A 17,509-nucleotide genomic window follows, 5' to 3' on the forward strand; every position below is an offset into this window, starting at 1 on the left:
CCTCAAGACCACAAAATCGAGAAAATTTCAAGAGGAAGACCGTCGAACCTAAAAGCAAAGCGGCTTGCGCCGTCGGACGTTATGAATTTCTGCTGATTGATCAGGACTTCACGGACGATCTGGCGAAGCGGAAGAATTCGATCGAGGCGGCCTGTCGGCCGCGCCGATCTTCGATTTCAAAATGAGGTCCATAGCACGCCAACATCGCCGATGCGTTCAAGGATACAGTCGGAGCCGACATATCGGGCACCGAAGAAAGTAGTGGCACCGCTCGATCGGAAGCTCATCAAGCTTTACAAACCGGGGTTGCCAAGGTCGAGGACGCGCTCTTCCAGGTCACTGGATCCGGCGGAACTTGTTGGCGGCATCGATTGCCGCCTTCTGCTGGTCTTCCTCGATGCCGAGATAGAAGTCTTCGAGCTCCGGGTCAGGCAGACCGGCCCGACGCGACAGGACATACCATTTTGCGGCCTCGACAGGATCCGGTTTGGTTCCGAGCGCGTTGATGTAGAGGTGCGCTAGCTTGTTCTGGGCAACCACGTTGCCGCGATTGGCAGCAAGCCGCAGCCACTGAAAACCCTTGACAAAATCGCGTGGTCCGTTCTGACCGTTGACCAGCCAGATACCAAGATCGACCTGAGCTGTGTCGTAGCCGGCATGCGCAGCGCGTGCCATCCATTCGCGCGCCAGCTGCTTCTTTTCCTCCGGCAGGTCAGAAAGCGAGGAGTAAATCTCCGCCACTGCATACTGCGCGTCGGCGATGCCCTGTTCGGCAGCCTTCTCATAGTAAGGCAAGGCGAGCTTCAATCCCTTCTCACCCGGATTGTCGGCCGTCAGGATCTGACCCCAATTGAATTGCGCGGAGGCGTTTCCGACATCGGCCGCCTTGTGCATATATTCGTCGGCCTTCGCCTTGTCGCGCTTGACGAAACGACCTTCAATCAGCATCAGCGAATATTTAAACATCGCCGCTGCGTCCCCGCCTTCCGCACCCTTGCTGTACCAGAAGGCCGCGTTCTTCATGTCTCGCTTGACGCCCAGCCCGTCGGCCAGGAGCTCACCCATCAGCGTCTGCGCGGCCGGATCGCCGAGCTGCGCGCGAGGCAGAGCCTTTTCCATTGCAGTCAGATAGTAGCCACGTTGGTAGGCGCCGTAGGCTTCGTCAACAGGGCCTTTGTAGTCCTTTTCCGGCGGAAGATCCGGCAGCTTCGCACCCATGCGCTCAAAAACGCCCACGCCCGTCGAAGGTCCCGTGCTCTCTGTCTGCGGTCGTCCCGCTTTCAGCGGTTCAGGAGCCGTCGCAAGCGGCCGGGTCACGATATTGTCGACCGTCTGGGCCGAAACGATATGCGTTAGGCCCGCCAGAAAGGCGGCGGCGAAGGCAGCGGACACGCGCAGATAGCGGGACAGGATCGGCATGAGCGCGATATCAATCCTCAAACCGTGGCGCTTTTTCGTCCAAGAGCGCATTGACTTCGGCGACGATGGAGGACGCACGCCCGGCGTCGGCAAAAACCGCCAGCCGCAGCGCGACGAACTCCGCGCCGGTCTCTGCCACCGCCAACGCGGATGCTGGATCCGCACCGCCCATGACGATGCAGGGAATCTCAATCATCGAAGCCCACCACTCGCCGAGTGCGAGGTTCTTGGGATGCGCTTCAGGCTTGATGTCACCGTCGAGCTTGCCGAAAAAGATATAATCCGGTCGCTCCTCGCCGATCTCCAGCGCATGGTGCCGATCTGCGGCATTACCACCGCCGACGATGAGCTTGTCGGCATATTTGTCGATCGCGTCGGAGATTTCACTGGCTGGACCGCTCAGATGCAGGCCGTCCGCCTTCGTGCGCCCAACGACGCGGCTGTCGCCCGCAAGCAGTGCGGCCGCCCCTGAATCCTGGATAATTGGAACCAGCTTCTCGGCATGCTTCTGGAACTCGCCGTCGTTGAGACCGTATTGCGGCACAATTACAGAGGCGACGTCACCACCCTCCAAGGCATCGCCAACCAGCTTTGCCTGCTCATCGGCATCGGCAATATCGGGGACGATCAGAACTAGGCGGCAGCGGTTTTCCGGTTCGGTCATGAACTCTTTCCATTTACAGCAGAACAGGTCGTTTCGGGGCCCATCTGCACTCGTCCTGTGTGAGTAAATCCGTTAGACCGGGCTGGCAAGGGGAGGATTTTCAAAAGCATGCCGATGGACCTGTCATTTTATTATGCCGCCGTTCCCGCTGTCATCCTGGTCGGACTCGCCAAAGGCGGCATGGGTGATGCCTTATCGCTGATCGGACTGCCCTTTCTCGCTCTCGTCGTCTCGCCGGTTCAGGCAGCCGCGATCCTGCTTCCGATCCTCGTCTTCATGGATATGATTTCGCTCGTGATCTGGCGCGGGCACGGAGACTGGACGACGCTGAAAATAATGCTGCCGGGAGCATTGTTCGGCATTGGGCTTGGTTGGGCGACTTCAGCGCTCATTCCAGCCAGCGCTCTTCGCGTCGTCATCGGCGCGGTCACCATCCTTTTTTGCCTTCGTTATTTCTGGAACAACTTCGGCCCCGCCGCCGGACAACAGAGGCCACCACAAGGCCAGCGGCCGCTGCTTGCGAAGACATGGGCAAGCCTGTCCGGCTATGGCAGCTTCGTAGCGCATGCCGGCGGAGCGCCGTTCCAGATCTATGTCCTGCCGCTGCAATTGCCGCCTCGAGAATATACGGGGACCAGCGTCCGCTTCTTCGCAGTTCTCAATGCCGTCAAGCTCGTTCCCTACTTCGCGCTCGGCCAGCTCGACACGCAGAACCTCTCCACATCAGCCACGCTGCTGCCGTTTGCGCCGCTTGCCACAATGGCTGGCGCCTGGTGCGTGCGTCGTATGAAACCCGTGATCTTTTATCCTTTCATGTACGCCATGGCCCTCTTTGCCGCCGTGTTGATCGCGAAGGAAGGCCTGGGTTTCTAACAATTTTCGGTTTCGTTGCGCCGCACAATTTCCTTGCCCGATTGCGCCGTTTGACGTAGCTTTTCGCCATGTCGAACACGGATCCCTTCGCCGCGATAGCCGATCCTCACCGGCGCTTCCTGCTGGAGGAACTTCGACGCGCGCCGAAGACCGTGAATGAGCTTGCCGAGGGGCTCCCCATCAGCCGCCCCGCCGTTTCCCAGCACCTCAAGGCGCTGCTGGATTGCAACTTGGTTTCCGTCACCGCCGAAGGCACGCGGCGCATCTACGCGGTCAACAATCGCGGCTTCGACAAGCTCAATCTCTGGCTCGATCAGTTCTGGGCGTAGCGCTCCCCCAAACGAAAAACGCCGGCTCGCGACTTTCCGTCGGAACCGGCGCAACAATCGCCTGTCGAGCACGAACTGTCTAAGCTTTTGGTGAAATTGGGGTTTCGCCCTCCTCGCCCAGGGCCGCGCTCGATAATTTATCGCATCCTACTCAATGGAAGGATGATTTAAGGCGCTCAATCTCGTCCTTGATCCGCAATTTTCTGCGTTTGCACTCAGCTACTTCATTATCGTTTCGGGAGGGGGATGTCATAAGCGAATGCAACTCCTCCTCGAGAGCAACATGCTTTTTCTGGAGTGACTCAAGATGAGCTTGAACAGTCATTTGACCCTTCCTTCCTCTTACCTCTCCCCGGCCAACACCGCCGGAGATCCAAGGCGTCAACCTTTCAACTGTGACATATTTTTGAAGCCTTGTCGAAGGTGAAAACAAGGAGAACAAGTGGCAAAATCATGACGAACAGCCGCTAGCCGTTACCTCCAATTGGTGATAGGAGCTTGCGGAAATTATCGGCAGAACGGACATTGTCCGAAGACGTTTATGGGGAATGCATATGGCCGATCAGGAACAGGCGGAAATCAGGCTCATGGTCGCGAGACTAAGGCAGGAGCACGAGGATTACGATGCCGCCATCAACGCCATGATTGCCACCGGATGTGACGCATTGCGCATCCAGCGCATGAAGAAAAAGAAACTGGTCATCAAGGACAAGCTGACAAAGCTCGAAGACCAAATCATCCCTGACATCATTGCCTGAAGGGAATACCCTGACGATGACAGACAGACCACCCGTTGCCATCATCATGGGAAGCCAATCGGATTGGGAGACCATGAAGAACGCCGCCGATACTCTGGAGGCGCTCGAGATTCCTTACGACGCACGCATCATATCGGCCCACCGCACGCCGCATCGCCTGGTAAACTTCGCCAAGACGGCGCGCGATGAAGGCTTCAAGGTGATCATCGCGGGCGCTGGCGGCGCGGCCCATCTGCCAGGAATGGCTGCGGCCATGACGGCGCTTCCCGTGTTCGGCGTCCCGGTTCAATCCAAGGCGCTGTCCGGTCAAGATAGCCTGCTTTCCATCGTCCAGATGCCGGCCGGCATCCCGGTCGGCACACTTGCCATCGGCAAGGCCGGCGCTATCAACGCCGCCCTTCTGGCGGCTGCAGTTCTGGCATTGTCGGACGAGGACATTGCCGAGCGCCTTGACGATTGGCGCGAGCGCCAAAGCGCCGCCGTTGCCGAATATCCGATGGACGACCTATGACCGTAACAACAATCGGCATCATCGGCGGCGGCCAGCTTGGCCGCATGCTTGCCATGGCCGCTGCACGGCTGAACTTCCGAATCGTCATCTTGGAACCGCAAGCTGACTGTCCGGCCGCGCAGGTCGCTAACGAACAGATTGTTGCCGCCTACGACGATCCTGCCGCGCTTGCCGAACTTGCGACGTCTTGCGACATCATCACATATGAGTTCGAGAACGTTCCGGTCGCCGCTGCGGAGACGCTCGCAAGCAAGGTCCCCGTCTACCCGCCGCCGAAGGCGTTAGAGGCCGCACAGGACCGACTGATCGAAAAGCGCTTCATCAACGGATGCGGCATACCGACGGCTGGCTTCCATTCAGTGGACAGCCAGGCCGATCTCGAAGCGGCCCTGAAGGATTTTGGCGGCCGCGGCGTCCTGAAGACCCGTCGCCTTGGCTACGATGGCAAGGGACAAAGAGTGTTCCGCTCGGCAGCCGATACGGCGGCTGGCGCCTTCGCGGCGCTCGGCGGCGTCCCGCTCATTCTCGAGAGCTTCGTTTCATTCGAGCGCGAGATCTCGATCATTGCGGCGCGCGCAACCGACGGCACGATCGCCTGTTACGACCCTGCCGAAAACGTTCACCGCGACGGCATCCTGCACACGTCAACGGTGCCCGCTTCGATCTCCGCAGAAACGGCAGCCGCTGCCCGGGAAGCGGCCGAGAAGATTCTGGCCGCGCTCGGCTATGTCGGCGTCATCGGCATCGAATTCTTCGTGCTCGCCGACGGCAGCCTGATCGCCAACGAAATGGCGCCGCGTGTCCACAACTCCGGCCATTGGACGGAAGCCGCCTGCGTCATCTCCCAGTTCGAGCAGCACATCCGGGCGGTTGCCGGCCTGCCGCTCGGCAATACCGGCCGCCAATCGGATTGCGTGATGCAGAACCTGATCGGCGACGATATCCTGGAGTTGCGCGACTGGCTAAGGCGACCGGACACACTGGTTCACCTCTATGGCAAGACGGAATCCCGCCCCGGGCGCAAGATGGGCCACGTCACCATCTTGACCGCGAACTTGCCGGTTTCTCCCTGAGAAAAGCCGCTCTGGCCATGGGAAAAACACCGTCACGTGGTTGACACAGGGAAGTCGCCGGGTTATCTGCACGCCCAACCTGAAGAGCGCGCCCCGAGCGCGCTTTTGAATGTAATAGATACGGGCGAATGTGAATTCCCCCTCAAACATCGCGGATCAAAACAATGAAGATCAAGAATTCGCTCAAGTCGCTCAAGGCTCGTCATCGTGACAACCGCCTGGTTCGCCGCAAGGGCCGCATCTACATCATCAACAAGCTGAACCCGCGCTTCAAGGCTCGTCAGGGCTGATATAGCGCGCCTGGACGGCTTCGTGGCATTTTGGGCCCGTTCCCGCCAGGGGATTGCTCCGGCAATCAAATCAAATTGCTTTGATCTTCAGTGATGGCGGGCTAACATGTCCGCCATGCGTGTTTTTGCCATGACCTGCGCGGCGCTGCCGCTTTCCCTATCTCTGCTTGTTCCTGCATTGCCTGCCATGGCTGCGGAAAAGGACGTCATCGTCGAGCAGCCAGACACGAATCTCTCACCAAAGCAGCACCTTGATCAGCTTTACGCACAGTTGAAGCGCGAGCGCGACCCTGACAAGGCGAGCGGTATCGCCGACGAGATTCGTGCCGTGTGGAACGACTCTGGCAGCGCAACCGTCAACCTCCTGATGCAATGGGCCGACAAGGCGATCCAGGAGAAACGCACCGCTGCCGCCCTCGATTTCCTCGATCAGGCGATCGCTCTCAGGCCGGATTACGCAGAAAGCTGGAACCGCCGGGCCACACTCAACTACGCCAACGACAATTATCGCAAATCGATGTCCGATATCGAGCACGTGCTCGACCTCGAGCCCCGCCACTTCGGCGCGCTTTCCGGCATGGCCGCCATTCTTACCGAAACTGGCAACGACCAATTGGCTCTAAAAGCTTGGGAACGGTTCCTGGAGATCTATCCGGCCAATCGAAGCGCCCAGGAGCAAATGAATACGCTCTCCGAGAAGCTGGCCGGCAGCCGCACTTGATCTTGACGGTGAACCGCGAGAGCCAATCTTACCTATTGGTCACGTGATTCAACAGATGTACCCATGCTTGCCATAGCTTCCGTTATCCTTGCCCCCATTGCCGCCGCCATCGGGTACTCTTCCTACAAGAAACGTCAATTCGAGGCGACATGCCCGAATATTGGCGAGCTGACGGATATCGGCGGCTACCGGCTGAATGCCCTTCACATCGCGGCTCCAGCGACTGGCGATCTGCCGCCCTTGGTCTTCATCCATGGTGCGAGCGGCAACCTGCTTGATCAGGTCGGTGCCTTTCTGCGGCCGCTGCATGGCCGTGCCGAGATGCTCTTCATCGACCGCCCTGGCCACGGCTATTCCGAGCGTGGCGGTCCAGAGAATGCATTGCCCTCAGGACAGGCTGACGCGATCGCAAAACTCATGGAAAAGCGGGGCATCAAACGAGCCATCATCGTCGGCCATTCCTTCGGGGGCGCCATCGCGGCTGCCTTCGGGGTGCGCCATCCCGAAAAAACTGAGGGGCTGCTTTTTCTCGCCCCAGCGACGCATCCATGGCCTGGCGGCATCGATTGGTACTACCACCTCGCTGCGATGCCCGTCCTCGGGTGGCTCTTCACGCACGCGATTGTCGTACCGATCGGCTTGCAACGATTAGAGCGGGCGACAATGAATGTCTTTCGTCCCAATCCGCGCCCGGCCGACTATATCGCTAAGACAGGGCCCACCCTGGTGTTGCGACCGCGTGCCTTCTACAACAATGCCGTCGATTGTACTCGGCTGCTGGCCTACCTCAAGGCGCATTCTCCGCAGTATTCTAGGATCACCGCACCGACGGTCATCATTACCGGTGACAGCGACGGCATCGTTTGGGAACATATCCATTCACAGGGACTGGCCCGCGATATCGCCGGCTCCGAACTGGTGAAAATCCGCGGCCTCGGCCACAAACCGGACTATGTGGTGACCGATGTCGCCGTAGCCGCCATGGAGAAGATCGGCGGCGCTGCGCGCGATCTTCAGGCCGCAGCACGCCAAGCAGAACGCCGTCTCCTGAACCAACAAGGCGCGCAACCGACCGAACCCGCCGCGCCTTGCGAGGAACTGACGCCTCCTGTCGCAACGGTGACTTAACCTTCCAGCAAGCGAACGTGCTATTGCCACCGTGGTGCATTGCCGAGCGTCCGCGGCGTCCCATATCCATTGCACCGACATGCTTTGAGGGAAGTCATGGATCACCCACGCACTAGAATCGTCGCCCTTGTTGCCGCCCTATCATTTGCGCTCGCGCCGCTCGCGTTCGCCGCCTCGCCCACACCGGTTGAGGCCGAGCATGGCATGGTCGTGACAGCCCAGCATCTGGCGACCGATGTCGGCGTCGATGTGCTGAAGAACGGCGGCAACGCCGTCGATGCCGCGGTCGCCGTCGGCTACGCGCTCGCCGTCGTCTATCCGACGGCCGGCAATCTCGGTGGTGGTGGCTTCATGACGATCCGGCTGAAGGACGGCAGGATGACGTTTCTCGATTTTCGCGAGCGCGCGCCATTGGCAGCCACCAAGACCATGTATCTCGACGCCAAGGGCGATATCGTTCCCCGCGCCAGCCTCGACGGCTATCTTGCCGTCGGCGTACCTGGATCCGTAAAGGGCTTCGAGATGGCTCGCGAAAAATACGGCACGAAGTCGCGCCAGGATCTGCTCGCACCAGCTATTCGCTATGCCAAGGAAGGCTTCACGCTGGAACAGGGCGACGTCGCCAGTATCAGCGGCAGCGCGAAGCGGCTCGCCAAGGACGAGGCCGCGGCAAAGATTTTTCTGAAGGCGGAAGGCAGGCCCTTCGCCGTGGGCGAGAAGCTCGTCCAACCCGATCTTGGCGGCGTTCTTTCCAGCATCGCCGACAAGGGGCCTGACGCTTTCTACAAGGGAATGCCGGCCGACGCGATCGTCAAGGCGAGCCAGGCGAAAGGCGGTATCCTCGCCAAGGAGGATTTCGAACAATACGCCGTGCGTGAGCTGAAGCCGATCGAGTGCAACTACCGCGGTTATGACATCATCTCCTCGCCTCCTCCATCCTCGGGTGGCGTCATCATCTGCGAAATCCTCACGGTCCTGGAAGGCTATCCGCTGTCCTTCCTCGGTTACGGCTCAGCCGAGACGGTGCATCTGATGGTCGAGGCGATGAGATACGCCTATGTCGACCGCAACGCAGCCCTCGGCGACCCTGAATTTGTCGACAACCCCGTCTCCACGATGCTCGACAAGGGCTACGCCAAGGCGATCCGCGCCAAGATCGATCCTTATAAGGCAGGCGCCTCTGCCGACCTGAAACCGCTTGGCGCCAAGGAGAGCGTCGAGACCACGCATTATTCGATCATCGACGACGAGGGGAATGCCGTCGCCGTCACTTACACGCTGAACGGCAACTTCGGTGCCGGCGTCGTCGCACCCGGCACTGGCATCCTGCTCAACAACGAGATGGACGACTTCACCTCGAAGCCTGGTGTTCCGAACCTTTACGGGCTCGTACAGGGCGAGGCAAATGCGATTGCCCCGAAGAAGACGCCGCTCTCCTCGATGAGCCCGACGATCGTCACCAAGGACGGCAAGCCTTTCATGATTATCGGCAGCCCCGGTGGCTCCCGCATTATCACCATCACTCTTGAGGCGATCCTCAACGTCATCGATTTCGGCATGGATATCAGCCAGGCGGTGAATGCGCCGCGCATTCATCACCAATGGCAGCCCGACAAGATCTATTTCGAACCGTACACATTATCGCCGGACACGATCCGAGCATTGATCGCCATGGGCCATACGCTGGACGATGGCAGCGGCCCGCCGCAATGGGGACAAGCCGCTGGCATCCTTGTCGGAGGCAAGAGCCTCGCCGATATCGAGAAGGGTGGCAGCGCGCGCTACTATGGTGCGATGGACAGCCGCGCTACCGAGGGTTCCGCGGGCGGGTACTGACTATCGGATGCGAGCGTGGACATAATCGCCCTTGATGCTGACGCGCGGCCTGGCGCCGGGTACGCTCGGCTCCAAACTATCAACATAGGAGGCCTTGGCGATCACCGAATAATCCAGCGGCACACCACTTCCGAAGCTGAGGTCGGCCTGCAGCGACTGGGCAGTGATGCTGACCGTCTCGTCTTGCCTGATGGTGTCGTAGCGAAGCCGAGCACGTACCGCCGTGCCGAGGATATCGAGCCCAGCAGCGTGGCCGTCAAAGGTGATGTCGGCCGCCTTGCTGGAGATCGCAACATTGGCGAAATCGCCATTCAGTTGCGCCTTGAGCGCCTGCTGATCGATGCGCACGGTGATGCCCGGCGCGACATTTGCCGAAATCTCCGGCGTGCAGTCGGACAGATCCGTCCACGCCGTCTGCATCACCTTGATTGTCAGGACCGTCCCATCGATGCGCGTTATACTTCGATCGCGGCAGCCATTGAAGAACCAGTTGGAATACCAGGATGAGAACCAGCCGCTGCGTCGCGCACCGGTTTTGGCCCTGTAGGGCTCCGTGTCGCTCGCGTTTAGTCTGATATCACTTGCCTCGCCGCTGATGACGACGGAGCGGACGGCGGAAATATCGAGTGCTTCGCCTGTCATTCGAGGCTCGGCGAAGGCAGAACCAAGCGTCAGAATGAAGGCGGAGATGAAGAGGATCAGTGTCATCGGTTTTCTCCTTGAACACGCCGGCCAACGGCGGGCGATTGCGTGCAAGGTGAAGATCGAAACGCAATCTTGAGACCTCGATCGTAATCCAGGTCGCCCGCGATTGCGATCAAGGCCATAGTCATGCAGTTATTGAATGTGTCTCACCGAGCTCACCATCATGATCTTCGTTCCGCTTCCTTTCGTCGTTGCTCTTTTGCTCTTCATCCTTTTCGTGCGGATGGTCAGGCAGAACGATTGGACCGAACAGGCAAAGCGTCCATTCCTACTTCTGATCGGCGCCTACACCCTCCAATCGATCATCATCGGGGTCCGCTGGGGTTATGATGTGGTCGGCATCCTGCCAGTCCAGCCCGTCGTCGCGTCGATGATCGCGGCGCTCGCCTGGATCAGCTTTCGCAACCTCGCCGCGGAACGGCAGACATCGCTCCTCCGTTTCTGGCCCCATATCCTGCCAAGTGCCTTGATCGTCGCACTTCTGATCTTCTGGCGCGACCCGGTTGGTCCCGTCGTGACCGCGACCTTCCTTGCGTACGGCACCACCCTGCTCTGGCTGGCCCGAAACGGGCCGGATGCCCTCGTCTCATCGCGTCTCGATGGCGCGCTTCTGTCCTATCGCTCCCTCGTGATCACCGGTTTGGCACTGATCGCCTCGTCAGCGGCCGATATTGCGATCAGCCTAGACCTCGAACAGAGCGGCGGCATCCATGCCGGGGCAATCGTCGCGATCGGCAATGTCATTACACTTCTGGTCCTCGGTACGGCAGCCTCGATTGCCAGCGCCAGCCAATCGCTCGCAGCCACGGCCAACGAACCATCCGCCCCCGCCAAAAGCCAGGAAGACGATGCGATCGCACGCGCGCTGGAAAGCCTGATGCTGTCCCGCCAGATCTACCGCGATCCCGAACTCAATCTCGGCCGCATCGCCCGCAAGATGAACCTGCCGGCTCGCCGCGTTTCAATAGCGGTCAACCGCGTCCACGGGGTCAGCGTCTCGCAATATGTGAACGACTTTCGTATCCGAGCCGCCTGCGAGTCACTGGTGGCGACGGACGAGCCGATCACGCGGCTGATGTTCGATTGCGGCTTCATCAGCAAATCGAACTTCAATCGCGAGTTCCTGCGAGTTGCCGGTACCAACCCGACGGAATTCCGGCGGCGTAGTCGTCACAAGCCCGAGACCGCCTGCGATTTGCGGCCGACGCTTTTCGTGTCACGGTGACAAAGTCGTCGTTCACAAGCATCGCGTGCGGCCCTATGCATGGGCGTACCGTCATTTGAAAGAGTCTCCATGGCCAGCATTGAAATGATCGTTGCCGCTCGCGCTCGTCTGCGCGGACATGCGCGCCGCACGCCGCTTCTCTCCTCGCCCTTCATCGACGAACTTGCCGGCCGGCGGGTATTCGTGAAGGCGGAATGCCTTCAGCACACCGGTTCCTTCAAATTCCGTGGCGGCTGGTCTGCCGTTTCCGCGCTCGATCCTGCCGTTCGCAGCCGCGGCGTCATCGCTTTTTCGTCAGGCAATCACGCGCAGGGCGTGGCGCTCGCCGCAAAGCTGCATGGCGTGCCCTGCGTCATCATCATGCCGTCGGACGCGCCGAAGCTGAAGATCGCCAATACACGGGCACTGGGCGCAGAAGTCGTGCTCTACGATCGGGCCACAGAGAACCGCGACGCGATCGGCGCTGAGCTTTCGGCAGCGCGTGGGCTGACCCTGATCAAGCCCTTCGACGAGCCCCAGGTGATCGCGGGCCAGGGCACAACCGGCCTCGAGATCGCCGAACAGGCAGAGGAGTTGGGCATCAAGGGGGCCGAGGTATTGGTTCCCTGCGGCGGCGGCGGCCTGACATCGGGCATCGCGCTTGCGCTTGAAGCCAGCGCGCCTGCATTCCGCGTGCGCCCTTGCGAGCCTGAAGGTTTCGACGATACGACACGGTCTCTGGCGTCGGGCAAGATCGAGCGCAACGCCGCGATGACCGGCTCTATCTGCGATGCGATCATCACCCCGCAGCCCGGCAACATCACCTTCCCGATCCTGCAGCGCCTCGCAGGCGCCGGTATCGTCGTAACAGACGAGGAGGCGCTTCGCGCGATGGTGCTCGCCTTCGTACGGCTGAAGATCGTCGTCGAACCGGGCGGCGCCGTCGCTCTTGCCGCAGCTCTGTTCCACGGCAATGAACTGGAGGAAGACACCGTCGTCGTCGTGACCTCGGGAGGCAACGTTGACGCCGACATCTTCGCTGGCGCACTTGCCCGGCACGGATAGACACAGGACAAACCTGCCTCACTGGCGTCTTAAGCAGCCTTGTAGCGCGCTGCAGGTGCCGAGCGTGATAGGCTCGGCATCAGCGCTTGGCGTGCATCCTCGTATTTCTGCAGCAGCCCCGCATCCTCGAGAGCCGGGATAGTCGCGAACTCGCCCTGGTCGAAGCCGGCAAGAGCTGCATCCACCATGTCTTCGGCCGGCATGACGATTTCGCTCGGCAGGTGCTCGACAGGCGTGCCGGCGATATCCCAGAAATCGGTCGCGGTCGCCCCCGGCAGCACCGCCTGGATACGGATGTTCTTGTCCGTCAGTTCATGCTTCAGCGATCGACTGAAAGCGAGCACAAACGCTTTGCTGGCTCCATAAACCCCGTTCAGGATCTCAGGCGCGATCGCCACGATGGATGCGATGTTGATGATTGCGCCGCCGCCACGGGCCGCAAACCCCGGCACGGCAGCATAGGTCAGTCGCATCAGGGCGGAGACGTTGAGATCAACCATCGCCTGCATCTTGTCGACATCGGATGCAAGCAGCGGAGCGGTGCCGCCGACGCCCGCATTGTTGACCAGAAGGGTGATGCTCCGGTCACTCTTCAGCACCGCCTCGACACGCGCCAGATCGGCCTTCCTGCCGAGATCCGCCGGAATGGTTTCAATTGCCCTGCCTGTTTCCCGGGTCAGCTTGGCCGCAAGTTCGGAAAGCCGTTCGGCATTGCGGGCTACCAGAATGAGATCATAGCCGCGCTTTGCGAGCCGGTGAGCATAGATGGCACCGATCCCCGATGACGCACCGGTGACGAGCGCGGTTCCTTTGTGCTGATCGCTCATTGTCGTTCTCCGTGTTGGGCAACAGCACCTGCTGTTGGTGTGCAGGAGTCTTACCCCTGATTGCCAATGTCTTGAATGTCATATAAACCACCTTTTAGGACAAACGGAGTTCTGAGCCATGCAGCGCATAGCCGTCCTGCTCTTTCCCGGATTTCAGATGATGAGTCTCGCCGCCATCTCGGCCTTCGAGTTCACCAACCTCGAAGTCGGCGAACAGGTCTACGACATCGCCTATCTCTCCGAGACCGGTGGACCGATGCAAGGGTCCTTCGGCGCCACGATGGAGACGGCGCAATTCGACGATCCCGCATTCGACACGCTGCTGGTGTCGGGCGCCGTCGGTATCAAGCTGCCAACCTCGAGAGAAGGCGAGTTCATCCGCAACGCGCTTGGCGCCTCGCGCCGGGTCGCCTCGATCTGCACCGGCGCGTTCCTGCTGGCCGAGGCGGGTGTTCTGGACGGCCGTCGCGCCACGACGCACTGGCTCCTCGCGCGCGAGCTGCAATCGCGCTACCCCAAGGTCAGAATCGAGGAGGATCGCATTTTCATCATCGATGGCTCTGTCTGGAGCTCGGCGGGCATGACGGCAGGCGTCGATCTGGCACTTGCGATGGTCGAGAAGGATCACGGCGCCGACATCGCCCGCTCCGTCGCCCGCAAGCTCGTCGTCTATCATCGTCGCGCCGGCGGCCAGTCGCAGTTCTCTACACTGCTGGAACTGGAGCCCAAATCGGACCGCATTCAGAAGGCTCTTGCCTATGCGCGCGGCAACCTGAAGAACACGCTATCCGTCGAAGAGCTGGCAGAGGCGGCGGCGCTCAGCCCGCGCCAGTTCAGCCGGACTTTTCGCGTAGAGACAGGGCAATCGCCGGCCAAGGCGGTGGAGCACCTGCGCCTGGAAGCGGCCCGGCTGATGATGGAACAGGGGCGACACCCGATTGAAGTCGTCGCCGCAGAAACCGGCTTCGCAGATCGCGAGAGGATGCGCCGCGCGTTTCTCCGCTCCTTCGGCCAGCCGCCGCAGGCGATCCGCCGAAATGCGCAGCGCGAATATCAGGTATAGGCTCTCGCAGACGGCTGGATGGCCGATGGCACCACGTCGGCGACAGCCTCCCGGACCGCGTGCAGCATTATTGACGCAAGCCGCGCCGTCGCCGGTCCGGGCTCGAGTTCGGCTCGATGCAGGACGAGGCCGAGCGAGGGAAGCTCCGGCAGGCCGGTTTCGTCGGCGACAAGCGGCTTCACCTTCCGCGGCAGGCCGACCGGTGTGCGGATGCTGATACCGAGGCCGGCGGCCGTCGCCGCCCACAATCCGCCTAGGCTCGGACTGACGAATGCGAGCCGCCAGGGAATGCCTGCCGTATCGAGCGCCTTGGTCGCGGCGGTGCGCAACAGGCACGGAGCCTCAAGTGAGGCGAGCGGTACCGGCTCGCCGCTGCCGAGTTTCCAGTCGACCGCCCCTCCCGCCGGCCCGAGCCAGCGCATCGGCACCTCGCCGATCTTCTCGCAATGCGGCGTCAGCGTACCGTCGCTCCACGCCAACGCCAAGTCGAGCTTGCCCGCGGTGACGCGCTCGATCAGCTCGACATTGCGTACCACCCGTGCCTCGATGCGGACCTTCGGATGCGCGCGTGCAAAGCGGCCGAGCACATCGGGCAGCAGGGTTTCGCCGAAATCCTCCTGTAATCCGAGCCTGACCCACCCCTCGAGCTCGATACTCTTAACCGCTGCAGCCGCCTCCTCGTTGAGTTCAAGCAGGCGGCGCGCATAGGCCAGCATGGTTTCGCCGGCATCCGTGAGGGTCAGGCCGCGTCCCGCCTTCCGGAAGATCGGCGTGCCGGCCTGCTCCTCCAGCTTCTTCAACTGAGCGCTGACAGCCGAGGTCGAACGACCGAGGCGGTCGGCCGCTCGCGCGAAATTGCCGAGCTCCATTCCGGTCGCAAAGGTTCTCAGCACATCCAGATCGAAGATCGTCCGCCGCATGGCCATAGTCCCGCTTTTCAGGATCATGCATTCAATTAATTCTGATTTTCTGCATTATCGTGGCGTGCGATGCTCCTTCTGTCAAGAATTCACTTATTGGAGGCCGTCATGCCCTTTGTTCGTATCTCTCTGCTGCGCGGCAAGTCGCCGGAGTATCTTCGCGCGGTATCAGACAGTATTCATCGCGCCATGGTCGAGACGTTCAACGTGCCGCTTGCCGACCGCTTCCAGGTCATCCACCAGCATGAACCGGGCGAATTGATCTTCAATCTCAACTACCTCGCCGGACCGCGTTCCGACGATTTCGTGCTTTTCGCCATCACCGCCGGGAAGCCTCGCTCGACCGAGACCCGACACGCCTTCTTCAAGCGGGCCGCCGAACTTCTCGGAGCATCGCCCGGCATCCGACCGGAAGACATCATGATCGTCGTCACCACTACATCACCCGATGAATGGTCGTTCGGCGATGGAAAGGCGCAGATGAGCGAACCCGGTTGGGAAGCGCGCGCCTTAGGCAACGCCACATGAAGGACAATCCGGTCTGCATGACAATCCAGAGCCCCCGGAAAATGCCGTCCGCCCCGTCGATATTGTCACCGCGCCCTTGTGGGTCGAGATGTTGCCTGAAGGAGCAGCCGACGGCGAGAACACCGCGATGAGGGCAGGCCTCGATATCGGGACCATCCCCGCTGCCACACGCACTCGTGCGGGCTCTTTGTTCTGACGCGCAGAGGCTTGGCGCTACGCGAACGGGGCGCGGTGGAGGAGTTGCGTGTCGGAGATGCAGTCTGGTTCGCCGCCGGCGAAAAACACTGGCAAGGAGCAACTCACTGCAGCCCCTTTAGATACATCAGCATGCAAGCAACAGAGGTCAGTCGTATCGTCGACTGGCTGAAGCCAGTGGAGGCTCTCTCATGATGGCGATGCAGTACAGCTTTACCCTGCCGGTCGATTACGACATGTCGATCATCGACCGGCGCATCCGCGACAAGGGACCGATGCTGGACGGATTTCCCGGCCTCGGTTTCAAGGCATATCTCAGCGCCCGCAAAGGTGAGTTCGGATCCCGCGAGAACCTTTATGCGCCTTTCTATCTCTGGCAACAGCCGGAGCGCGCTAGCGACTTCCTCACCGGTCCTGGCTTCAAGGGCCTGACGCAATCCTTCGGCTGGCCCCAGGTGAAGACCTCGATTGTCTGGCACGCGGAAACCGCGCCCTTGCTAGCAGAAGCAAGCTTTGCCACGAAGGAGACAATCGCCATCGAGCCCTACTCGTTGCTTGCCGACATTAGGGACGAGGAAATCAGACAGGCAAAACAACAAGCGCGACAGCGTGACGTCGTCGCCTCTATCTCAGCCTTCGAACCAACCTGTTGGACGCTAGTGCGCTTTAGCCTGCGCCGGTCGGCTCCCCTCATTGCAGGCTCGAGCCAGATCTATCGCGTCGGGCACATATCCCTGTCCTAGATCAGGCCGTCGCCCGACGATAGAGCGCCAGAGAGCCAGCTAGCGCCAGCAGCGCGCCGCCGCAGGCGCGCTCGAGCCAGAGCGCGCCCTGTGTCTTGAGGAAGCGGACCGCCTGCGCGCCAAACGCGGCGTAGGCCAACATGATAATGAAATCGAGAGACGCGAACACCAGCGCCAGCACGCCATACTGGGGCGCCTGCGGGGTGGTCGGGTCAATGAACTGCGGCAGGAAGGCCGAGAAGAAGAGGTAGCCCTTCGGATTGGTGACTGCGACCATGAAGCTCTTCAGCGCGATCGAAACCGCCGTGCCGCCGCCAGCCCCAACTCCCTGCTTCATGGCTGCGTCGATCGTGCCTTTCGATCGCAGCATCACGATCCCGAGAAAAGCCAGATAGGCTGCACCGACATACTTCAGTGCTGAGAACCAGAACTCGGACGCCGCGAGTAGCGCGCCGAGACCGATCGCAACGGCCCCAATCAGGACGAAATCCGAGAGCACCGCTCCAACCATCCCGGCCACAGCACGCCTGACGCCGTAGCGCGAGCCGTTGGTCATCGCCAGAAGTACCGTTGGTCCGGGCGTGGCGATACCAACAAAGGAAACGGCTGCGAACGCAAGTAGCGTGACTGTCTGCATGATGCCCTCCCGATCTCTGT

Annotated in this window: 21 protein-coding genes and 1 pseudogene; 15 read left to right on the plus strand and 7 right to left on the minus strand. The window is 60.8% G+C overall.

Annotated features, from left to right (window positions below):
* Nucleotides 1-336: 336 nt before the first annotated feature.
* Nucleotides 337-1,419, minus strand: coding sequence for a tetratricopeptide repeat protein (locus BN77_RS00720; RefSeq protein WP_007527428.1), 1,083 nt, complete (start codon nucleotides 1,417-1,419; stop codon nucleotides 337-339).
* A gap of 10 nt (nucleotides 1,420-1,429) precedes the next feature.
* Nucleotides 1,430-2,083, minus strand: coding sequence for a thiamine phosphate synthase (locus BN77_RS00725; protein ID WP_007527430.1), 654 nt, complete (start codon nucleotides 2,081-2,083; stop codon nucleotides 1,430-1,432).
* 108 nt (nucleotides 2,084-2,191) lie between these two features.
* On the opposite strand from BN77_RS00725, the gene BN77_RS00730 reads away from it, so the two are divergent.
* Nucleotides 2,192-2,956: a sulfite exporter TauE/SafE family protein gene (locus tag BN77_RS00730; protein WP_007527432.1), complete on the plus strand. Its 765-nt coding sequence runs from the start codon at nucleotides 2,192-2,194 to the stop codon at nucleotides 2,954-2,956.
* A 68-nt stretch (nucleotides 2,957-3,024) separates the two neighbouring features.
* Entirely contained in the window at nucleotides 3,025-3,285 is a 261-nt protein-coding gene (locus tag BN77_RS00735; RefSeq protein ID WP_007527433.1) for an ArsR/SmtB family transcription factor, read from the plus strand.
* 151 nt (nucleotides 3,286-3,436) lie between these two features.
* Here the strand turns inward: BN77_RS00735 and BN77_RS31790 are convergent, their stop codons facing one another.
* Nucleotides 3,437-3,610: a YdcH family protein gene (locus tag BN77_RS31790; protein ID WP_018858894.1), complete on the minus strand. Its 174-nt coding sequence runs from the start codon at nucleotides 3,608-3,610 to the stop codon at nucleotides 3,437-3,439.
* A 229-nt stretch (nucleotides 3,611-3,839) separates the two neighbouring features.
* On the opposite strand from BN77_RS31790, the gene BN77_RS00745 reads away from it, so the two are divergent.
* From BN77_RS00745 to ggt, 7 genes are all read left to right on the plus strand, one after another.
* Nucleotides 3,840-4,043, plus strand: a complete 204-nt coding sequence (locus BN77_RS00745) for a YdcH family protein (RefSeq protein WP_007527435.1) — start codon at nucleotides 3,840-3,842, stop codon at nucleotides 4,041-4,043.
* Nucleotides 4,044-4,059: 16 nt separating this feature from the next.
* Nucleotides 4,060-4,554, plus strand: a complete 495-nt coding sequence (gene purE, locus BN77_RS00750; protein ID WP_007527438.1) for a 5-(carboxyamino)imidazole ribonucleotide mutase — start codon at nucleotides 4,060-4,062, stop codon at nucleotides 4,552-4,554.
* The gene (locus BN77_RS00755) at nucleotides 4,551-5,627 is read left to right on the plus strand and encodes a 5-(carboxyamino)imidazole ribonucleotide synthase (RefSeq protein WP_007527440.1); all 1,077 of its coding nucleotides are present in this window, start codon (nucleotides 4,551-4,553) and stop codon (nucleotides 5,625-5,627) included. The genes purE and BN77_RS00755 overlap by 4 nt, the downstream gene beginning before the upstream one ends.
* A 164-nt stretch (nucleotides 5,628-5,791) precedes the next feature.
* A complete protein-coding gene (ykgO, locus tag BN77_RS00760) occupies nucleotides 5,792-5,917 on the plus strand; it encodes a type B 50S ribosomal protein L36 (RefSeq protein WP_003566454.1) in 126 nt (41 codons plus the stop codon).
* Between the two features lie 106 nt (nucleotides 5,918-6,023).
* Nucleotides 6,024-6,638 (plus strand): tetratricopeptide repeat protein, encoded by a 615-nt coding sequence (locus BN77_RS00765; protein WP_007527441.1) that lies wholly within the window; start codon nucleotides 6,024-6,026, stop codon nucleotides 6,636-6,638.
* 63 nt (nucleotides 6,639-6,701) lie between these two features.
* Nucleotides 6,702-7,766: an alpha/beta fold hydrolase gene (locus BN77_RS00770; RefSeq protein ID WP_007527443.1), complete on the plus strand. Its 1,065-nt coding sequence runs from the start codon at nucleotides 6,702-6,704 to the stop codon at nucleotides 7,764-7,766.
* 96 nt (nucleotides 7,767-7,862) lie between these two features.
* Complete coding sequence (ggt, locus tag BN77_RS00775; protein ID WP_007527446.1) at nucleotides 7,863-9,602, plus strand: gamma-glutamyltransferase; 1,740 nt, start codon at nucleotides 7,863-7,865, stop codon at nucleotides 9,600-9,602.
* Here ggt and BN77_RS00780 read toward each other — a convergent pair whose 3' ends face one another.
* A complete protein-coding gene (locus tag BN77_RS00780) occupies nucleotides 9,603-10,310 on the minus strand; it encodes a hypothetical protein (RefSeq protein WP_007527449.1) in 708 nt (235 codons plus the stop codon).
* A gap of 136 nt (nucleotides 10,311-10,446) precedes the next feature.
* Between BN77_RS00780 and BN77_RS00785 the strand changes: the two genes are divergently transcribed.
* Together BN77_RS00785 and BN77_RS00790 are read left to right on the plus strand one after the other, a co-directional pair.
* Nucleotides 10,447-11,532, plus strand: a complete 1,086-nt coding sequence (locus BN77_RS00785; RefSeq protein ID WP_007527452.1) for a helix-turn-helix domain-containing protein — start codon at nucleotides 10,447-10,449, stop codon at nucleotides 11,530-11,532.
* A 69-nt stretch (nucleotides 11,533-11,601) separates the two neighbouring features.
* Complete coding sequence (locus tag BN77_RS00790; RefSeq protein ID WP_007527455.1) at nucleotides 11,602-12,576, plus strand: threonine ammonia-lyase; 975 nt, start codon at nucleotides 11,602-11,604, stop codon at nucleotides 12,574-12,576.
* Nucleotides 12,577-12,605: 29 nt separating this feature from the next.
* On the opposite strand, the gene BN77_RS00795 is transcribed toward BN77_RS00790, so the two are convergent.
* Nucleotides 12,606-13,403: an SDR family NAD(P)-dependent oxidoreductase gene (locus BN77_RS00795; RefSeq protein ID WP_007527458.1), complete on the minus strand. Its 798-nt coding sequence runs from the start codon at nucleotides 13,401-13,403 to the stop codon at nucleotides 12,606-12,608.
* Between the two features lie 118 nt (nucleotides 13,404-13,521).
* On the opposite strand from BN77_RS00795, the gene BN77_RS00800 reads away from it, so the two are divergent.
* A complete protein-coding gene (locus BN77_RS00800) occupies nucleotides 13,522-14,466 on the plus strand; it encodes a GlxA family transcriptional regulator (RefSeq protein ID WP_007527460.1) in 945 nt (314 codons plus the stop codon).
* Here the strand turns inward: BN77_RS00800 and BN77_RS00805 are convergent.
* Nucleotides 14,457-15,386, minus strand: coding sequence for a LysR substrate-binding domain-containing protein (locus tag BN77_RS00805; RefSeq protein WP_007527462.1), 930 nt, complete (start codon nucleotides 15,384-15,386; stop codon nucleotides 14,457-14,459). The two genes, BN77_RS00800 and BN77_RS00805, sit on opposite strands and share 10 nt — an antisense overlap.
* Before the next feature lie 108 nt (nucleotides 15,387-15,494).
* Here BN77_RS00805 and BN77_RS00810 point away from each other — a divergent pair, with 108 nt between their 5' ends.
* The 3 genes and pseudogenes from BN77_RS00810 (at nucleotide 15,495) to BN77_RS00815 (ending at nucleotide 16,852) form a co-directional block, all read left to right on the plus strand.
* Nucleotides 15,495-15,914 (plus strand): tautomerase family protein, encoded by a 420-nt coding sequence (locus BN77_RS00810; RefSeq protein ID WP_007527464.1) that lies wholly within the window; start codon nucleotides 15,495-15,497, stop codon nucleotides 15,912-15,914.
* Nucleotides 15,911-16,304, plus strand: a pseudogene (locus BN77_RS34585) (cupin domain-containing protein). The gene BN77_RS00810 and the pseudogene BN77_RS34585 overlap by 4 nt, the downstream one beginning before the upstream one ends.
* Nucleotides 16,301-16,852 carry a DUF4865 family protein gene (locus tag BN77_RS00815; RefSeq protein WP_007527469.1) on the plus strand — a complete coding sequence of 184 codons (552 nt, stop codon included), beginning with the start codon at nucleotides 16,301-16,303 and terminating at the stop codon, nucleotides 16,850-16,852. The pseudogene BN77_RS34585 and the gene BN77_RS00815 overlap by 4 nt, the downstream one beginning before the upstream one ends.
* Nucleotide 16,853: 1 nt before the next feature.
* On the opposite strand, the gene BN77_RS00820 is transcribed toward BN77_RS00815, so the two are convergent.
* Entirely contained in the window at nucleotides 16,854-17,489 is a 636-nt protein-coding gene (locus tag BN77_RS00820) for a LysE family translocator (RefSeq protein WP_007527471.1), read from the minus strand.
* Nucleotides 17,490-17,509 lie beyond the last annotated feature (20 nt).

The organism is Rhizobium mesoamericanum STM3625 (assembly GCF_000312665.1).
GTDB lineage: Bacteria > Pseudomonadota > Alphaproteobacteria > Rhizobiales > Rhizobiaceae > Rhizobium > Rhizobium mesoamericanum.

Coding starts and splice junctions, on each gene's coding strand:
- BN77_RS31790 (WP_018858894.1), bottom strand. CDS start 3,610: ATGACTGTTCAAGCTCATCTTGAGTCACTCCAGAAAAAGCATGTTGCT.
- BN77_RS00795 (WP_007527458.1), bottom strand. CDS start 13,403: ATGAGCGATCAGCACAAAGGAACCGCGCTCGTCACCGGTGCGTCATCG.
- BN77_RS00810 (WP_007527464.1), top strand. CDS start 15,495: ATGCCCTTTGTTCGTATCTCTCTGCTGCGCGGCAAGTCGCCGGAGTAT.
- BN77_RS00785 (WP_007527452.1), top strand. CDS start 10,447: ATGTGTCTCACCGAGCTCACCATCATGATCTTCGTTCCGCTTCCTTTC.
- BN77_RS00735 (WP_007527433.1), top strand. CDS start 3,025: ATGTCGAACACGGATCCCTTCGCCGCGATAGCCGATCCTCACCGGCGC.
- BN77_RS00800 (WP_007527460.1), top strand. CDS start 13,522: ATGCAGCGCATAGCCGTCCTGCTCTTTCCCGGATTTCAGATGATGAGT.
- BN77_RS00745 (WP_007527435.1), top strand. CDS start 3,840: ATGGCCGATCAGGAACAGGCGGAAATCAGGCTCATGGTCGCGAGACTA.
- purE (WP_007527438.1), top strand. CDS start 4,060: ATGACAGACAGACCACCCGTTGCCATCATCATGGGAAGCCAATCGGAT.
- BN77_RS00720 (WP_007527428.1), bottom strand. CDS start 1,419: ATGCCGATCCTGTCCCGCTATCTGCGCGTGTCCGCTGCCTTCGCCGCC.
- BN77_RS00770 (WP_007527443.1), top strand. CDS start 6,702: ATGCTTGCCATAGCTTCCGTTATCCTTGCCCCCATTGCCGCCGCCATC.
- BN77_RS00815 (WP_007527469.1), top strand. CDS start 16,301: ATGATGGCGATGCAGTACAGCTTTACCCTGCCGGTCGATTACGACATG.
- ggt (WP_007527446.1), top strand. CDS start 7,863: ATGGATCACCCACGCACTAGAATCGTCGCCCTTGTTGCCGCCCTATCA.
- BN77_RS00755 (WP_007527440.1), top strand. CDS start 4,551: ATGACCGTAACAACAATCGGCATCATCGGCGGCGGCCAGCTTGGCCGC.
- BN77_RS00725 (WP_007527430.1), bottom strand. CDS start 2,083: ATGACCGAACCGGAAAACCGCTGCCGCCTAGTTCTGATCGTCCCCGAT.
- BN77_RS00730 (WP_007527432.1), top strand. CDS start 2,192: ATGCCGATGGACCTGTCATTTTATTATGCCGCCGTTCCCGCTGTCATC.
- BN77_RS00790 (WP_007527455.1), top strand. CDS start 11,602: ATGGCCAGCATTGAAATGATCGTTGCCGCTCGCGCTCGTCTGCGCGGA.
- ykgO (WP_003566454.1), top strand. CDS start 5,792: ATGAAGATCAAGAATTCGCTCAAGTCGCTCAAGGCTCGTCATCGTGAC.
- BN77_RS00805 (WP_007527462.1), bottom strand. CDS start 15,386: ATGCGGCGGACGATCTTCGATCTGGATGTGCTGAGAACCTTTGCGACC.
- BN77_RS00780 (WP_007527449.1), bottom strand. CDS start 10,310: ATGACACTGATCCTCTTCATCTCCGCCTTCATTCTGACGCTTGGTTCT.
- BN77_RS00765 (WP_007527441.1), top strand. CDS start 6,024: ATGTCCGCCATGCGTGTTTTTGCCATGACCTGCGCGGCGCTGCCGCTT.
- BN77_RS00820 (WP_007527471.1), bottom strand. CDS start 17,489: ATGCAGACAGTCACGCTACTTGCGTTCGCAGCCGTTTCCTTTGTTGGT.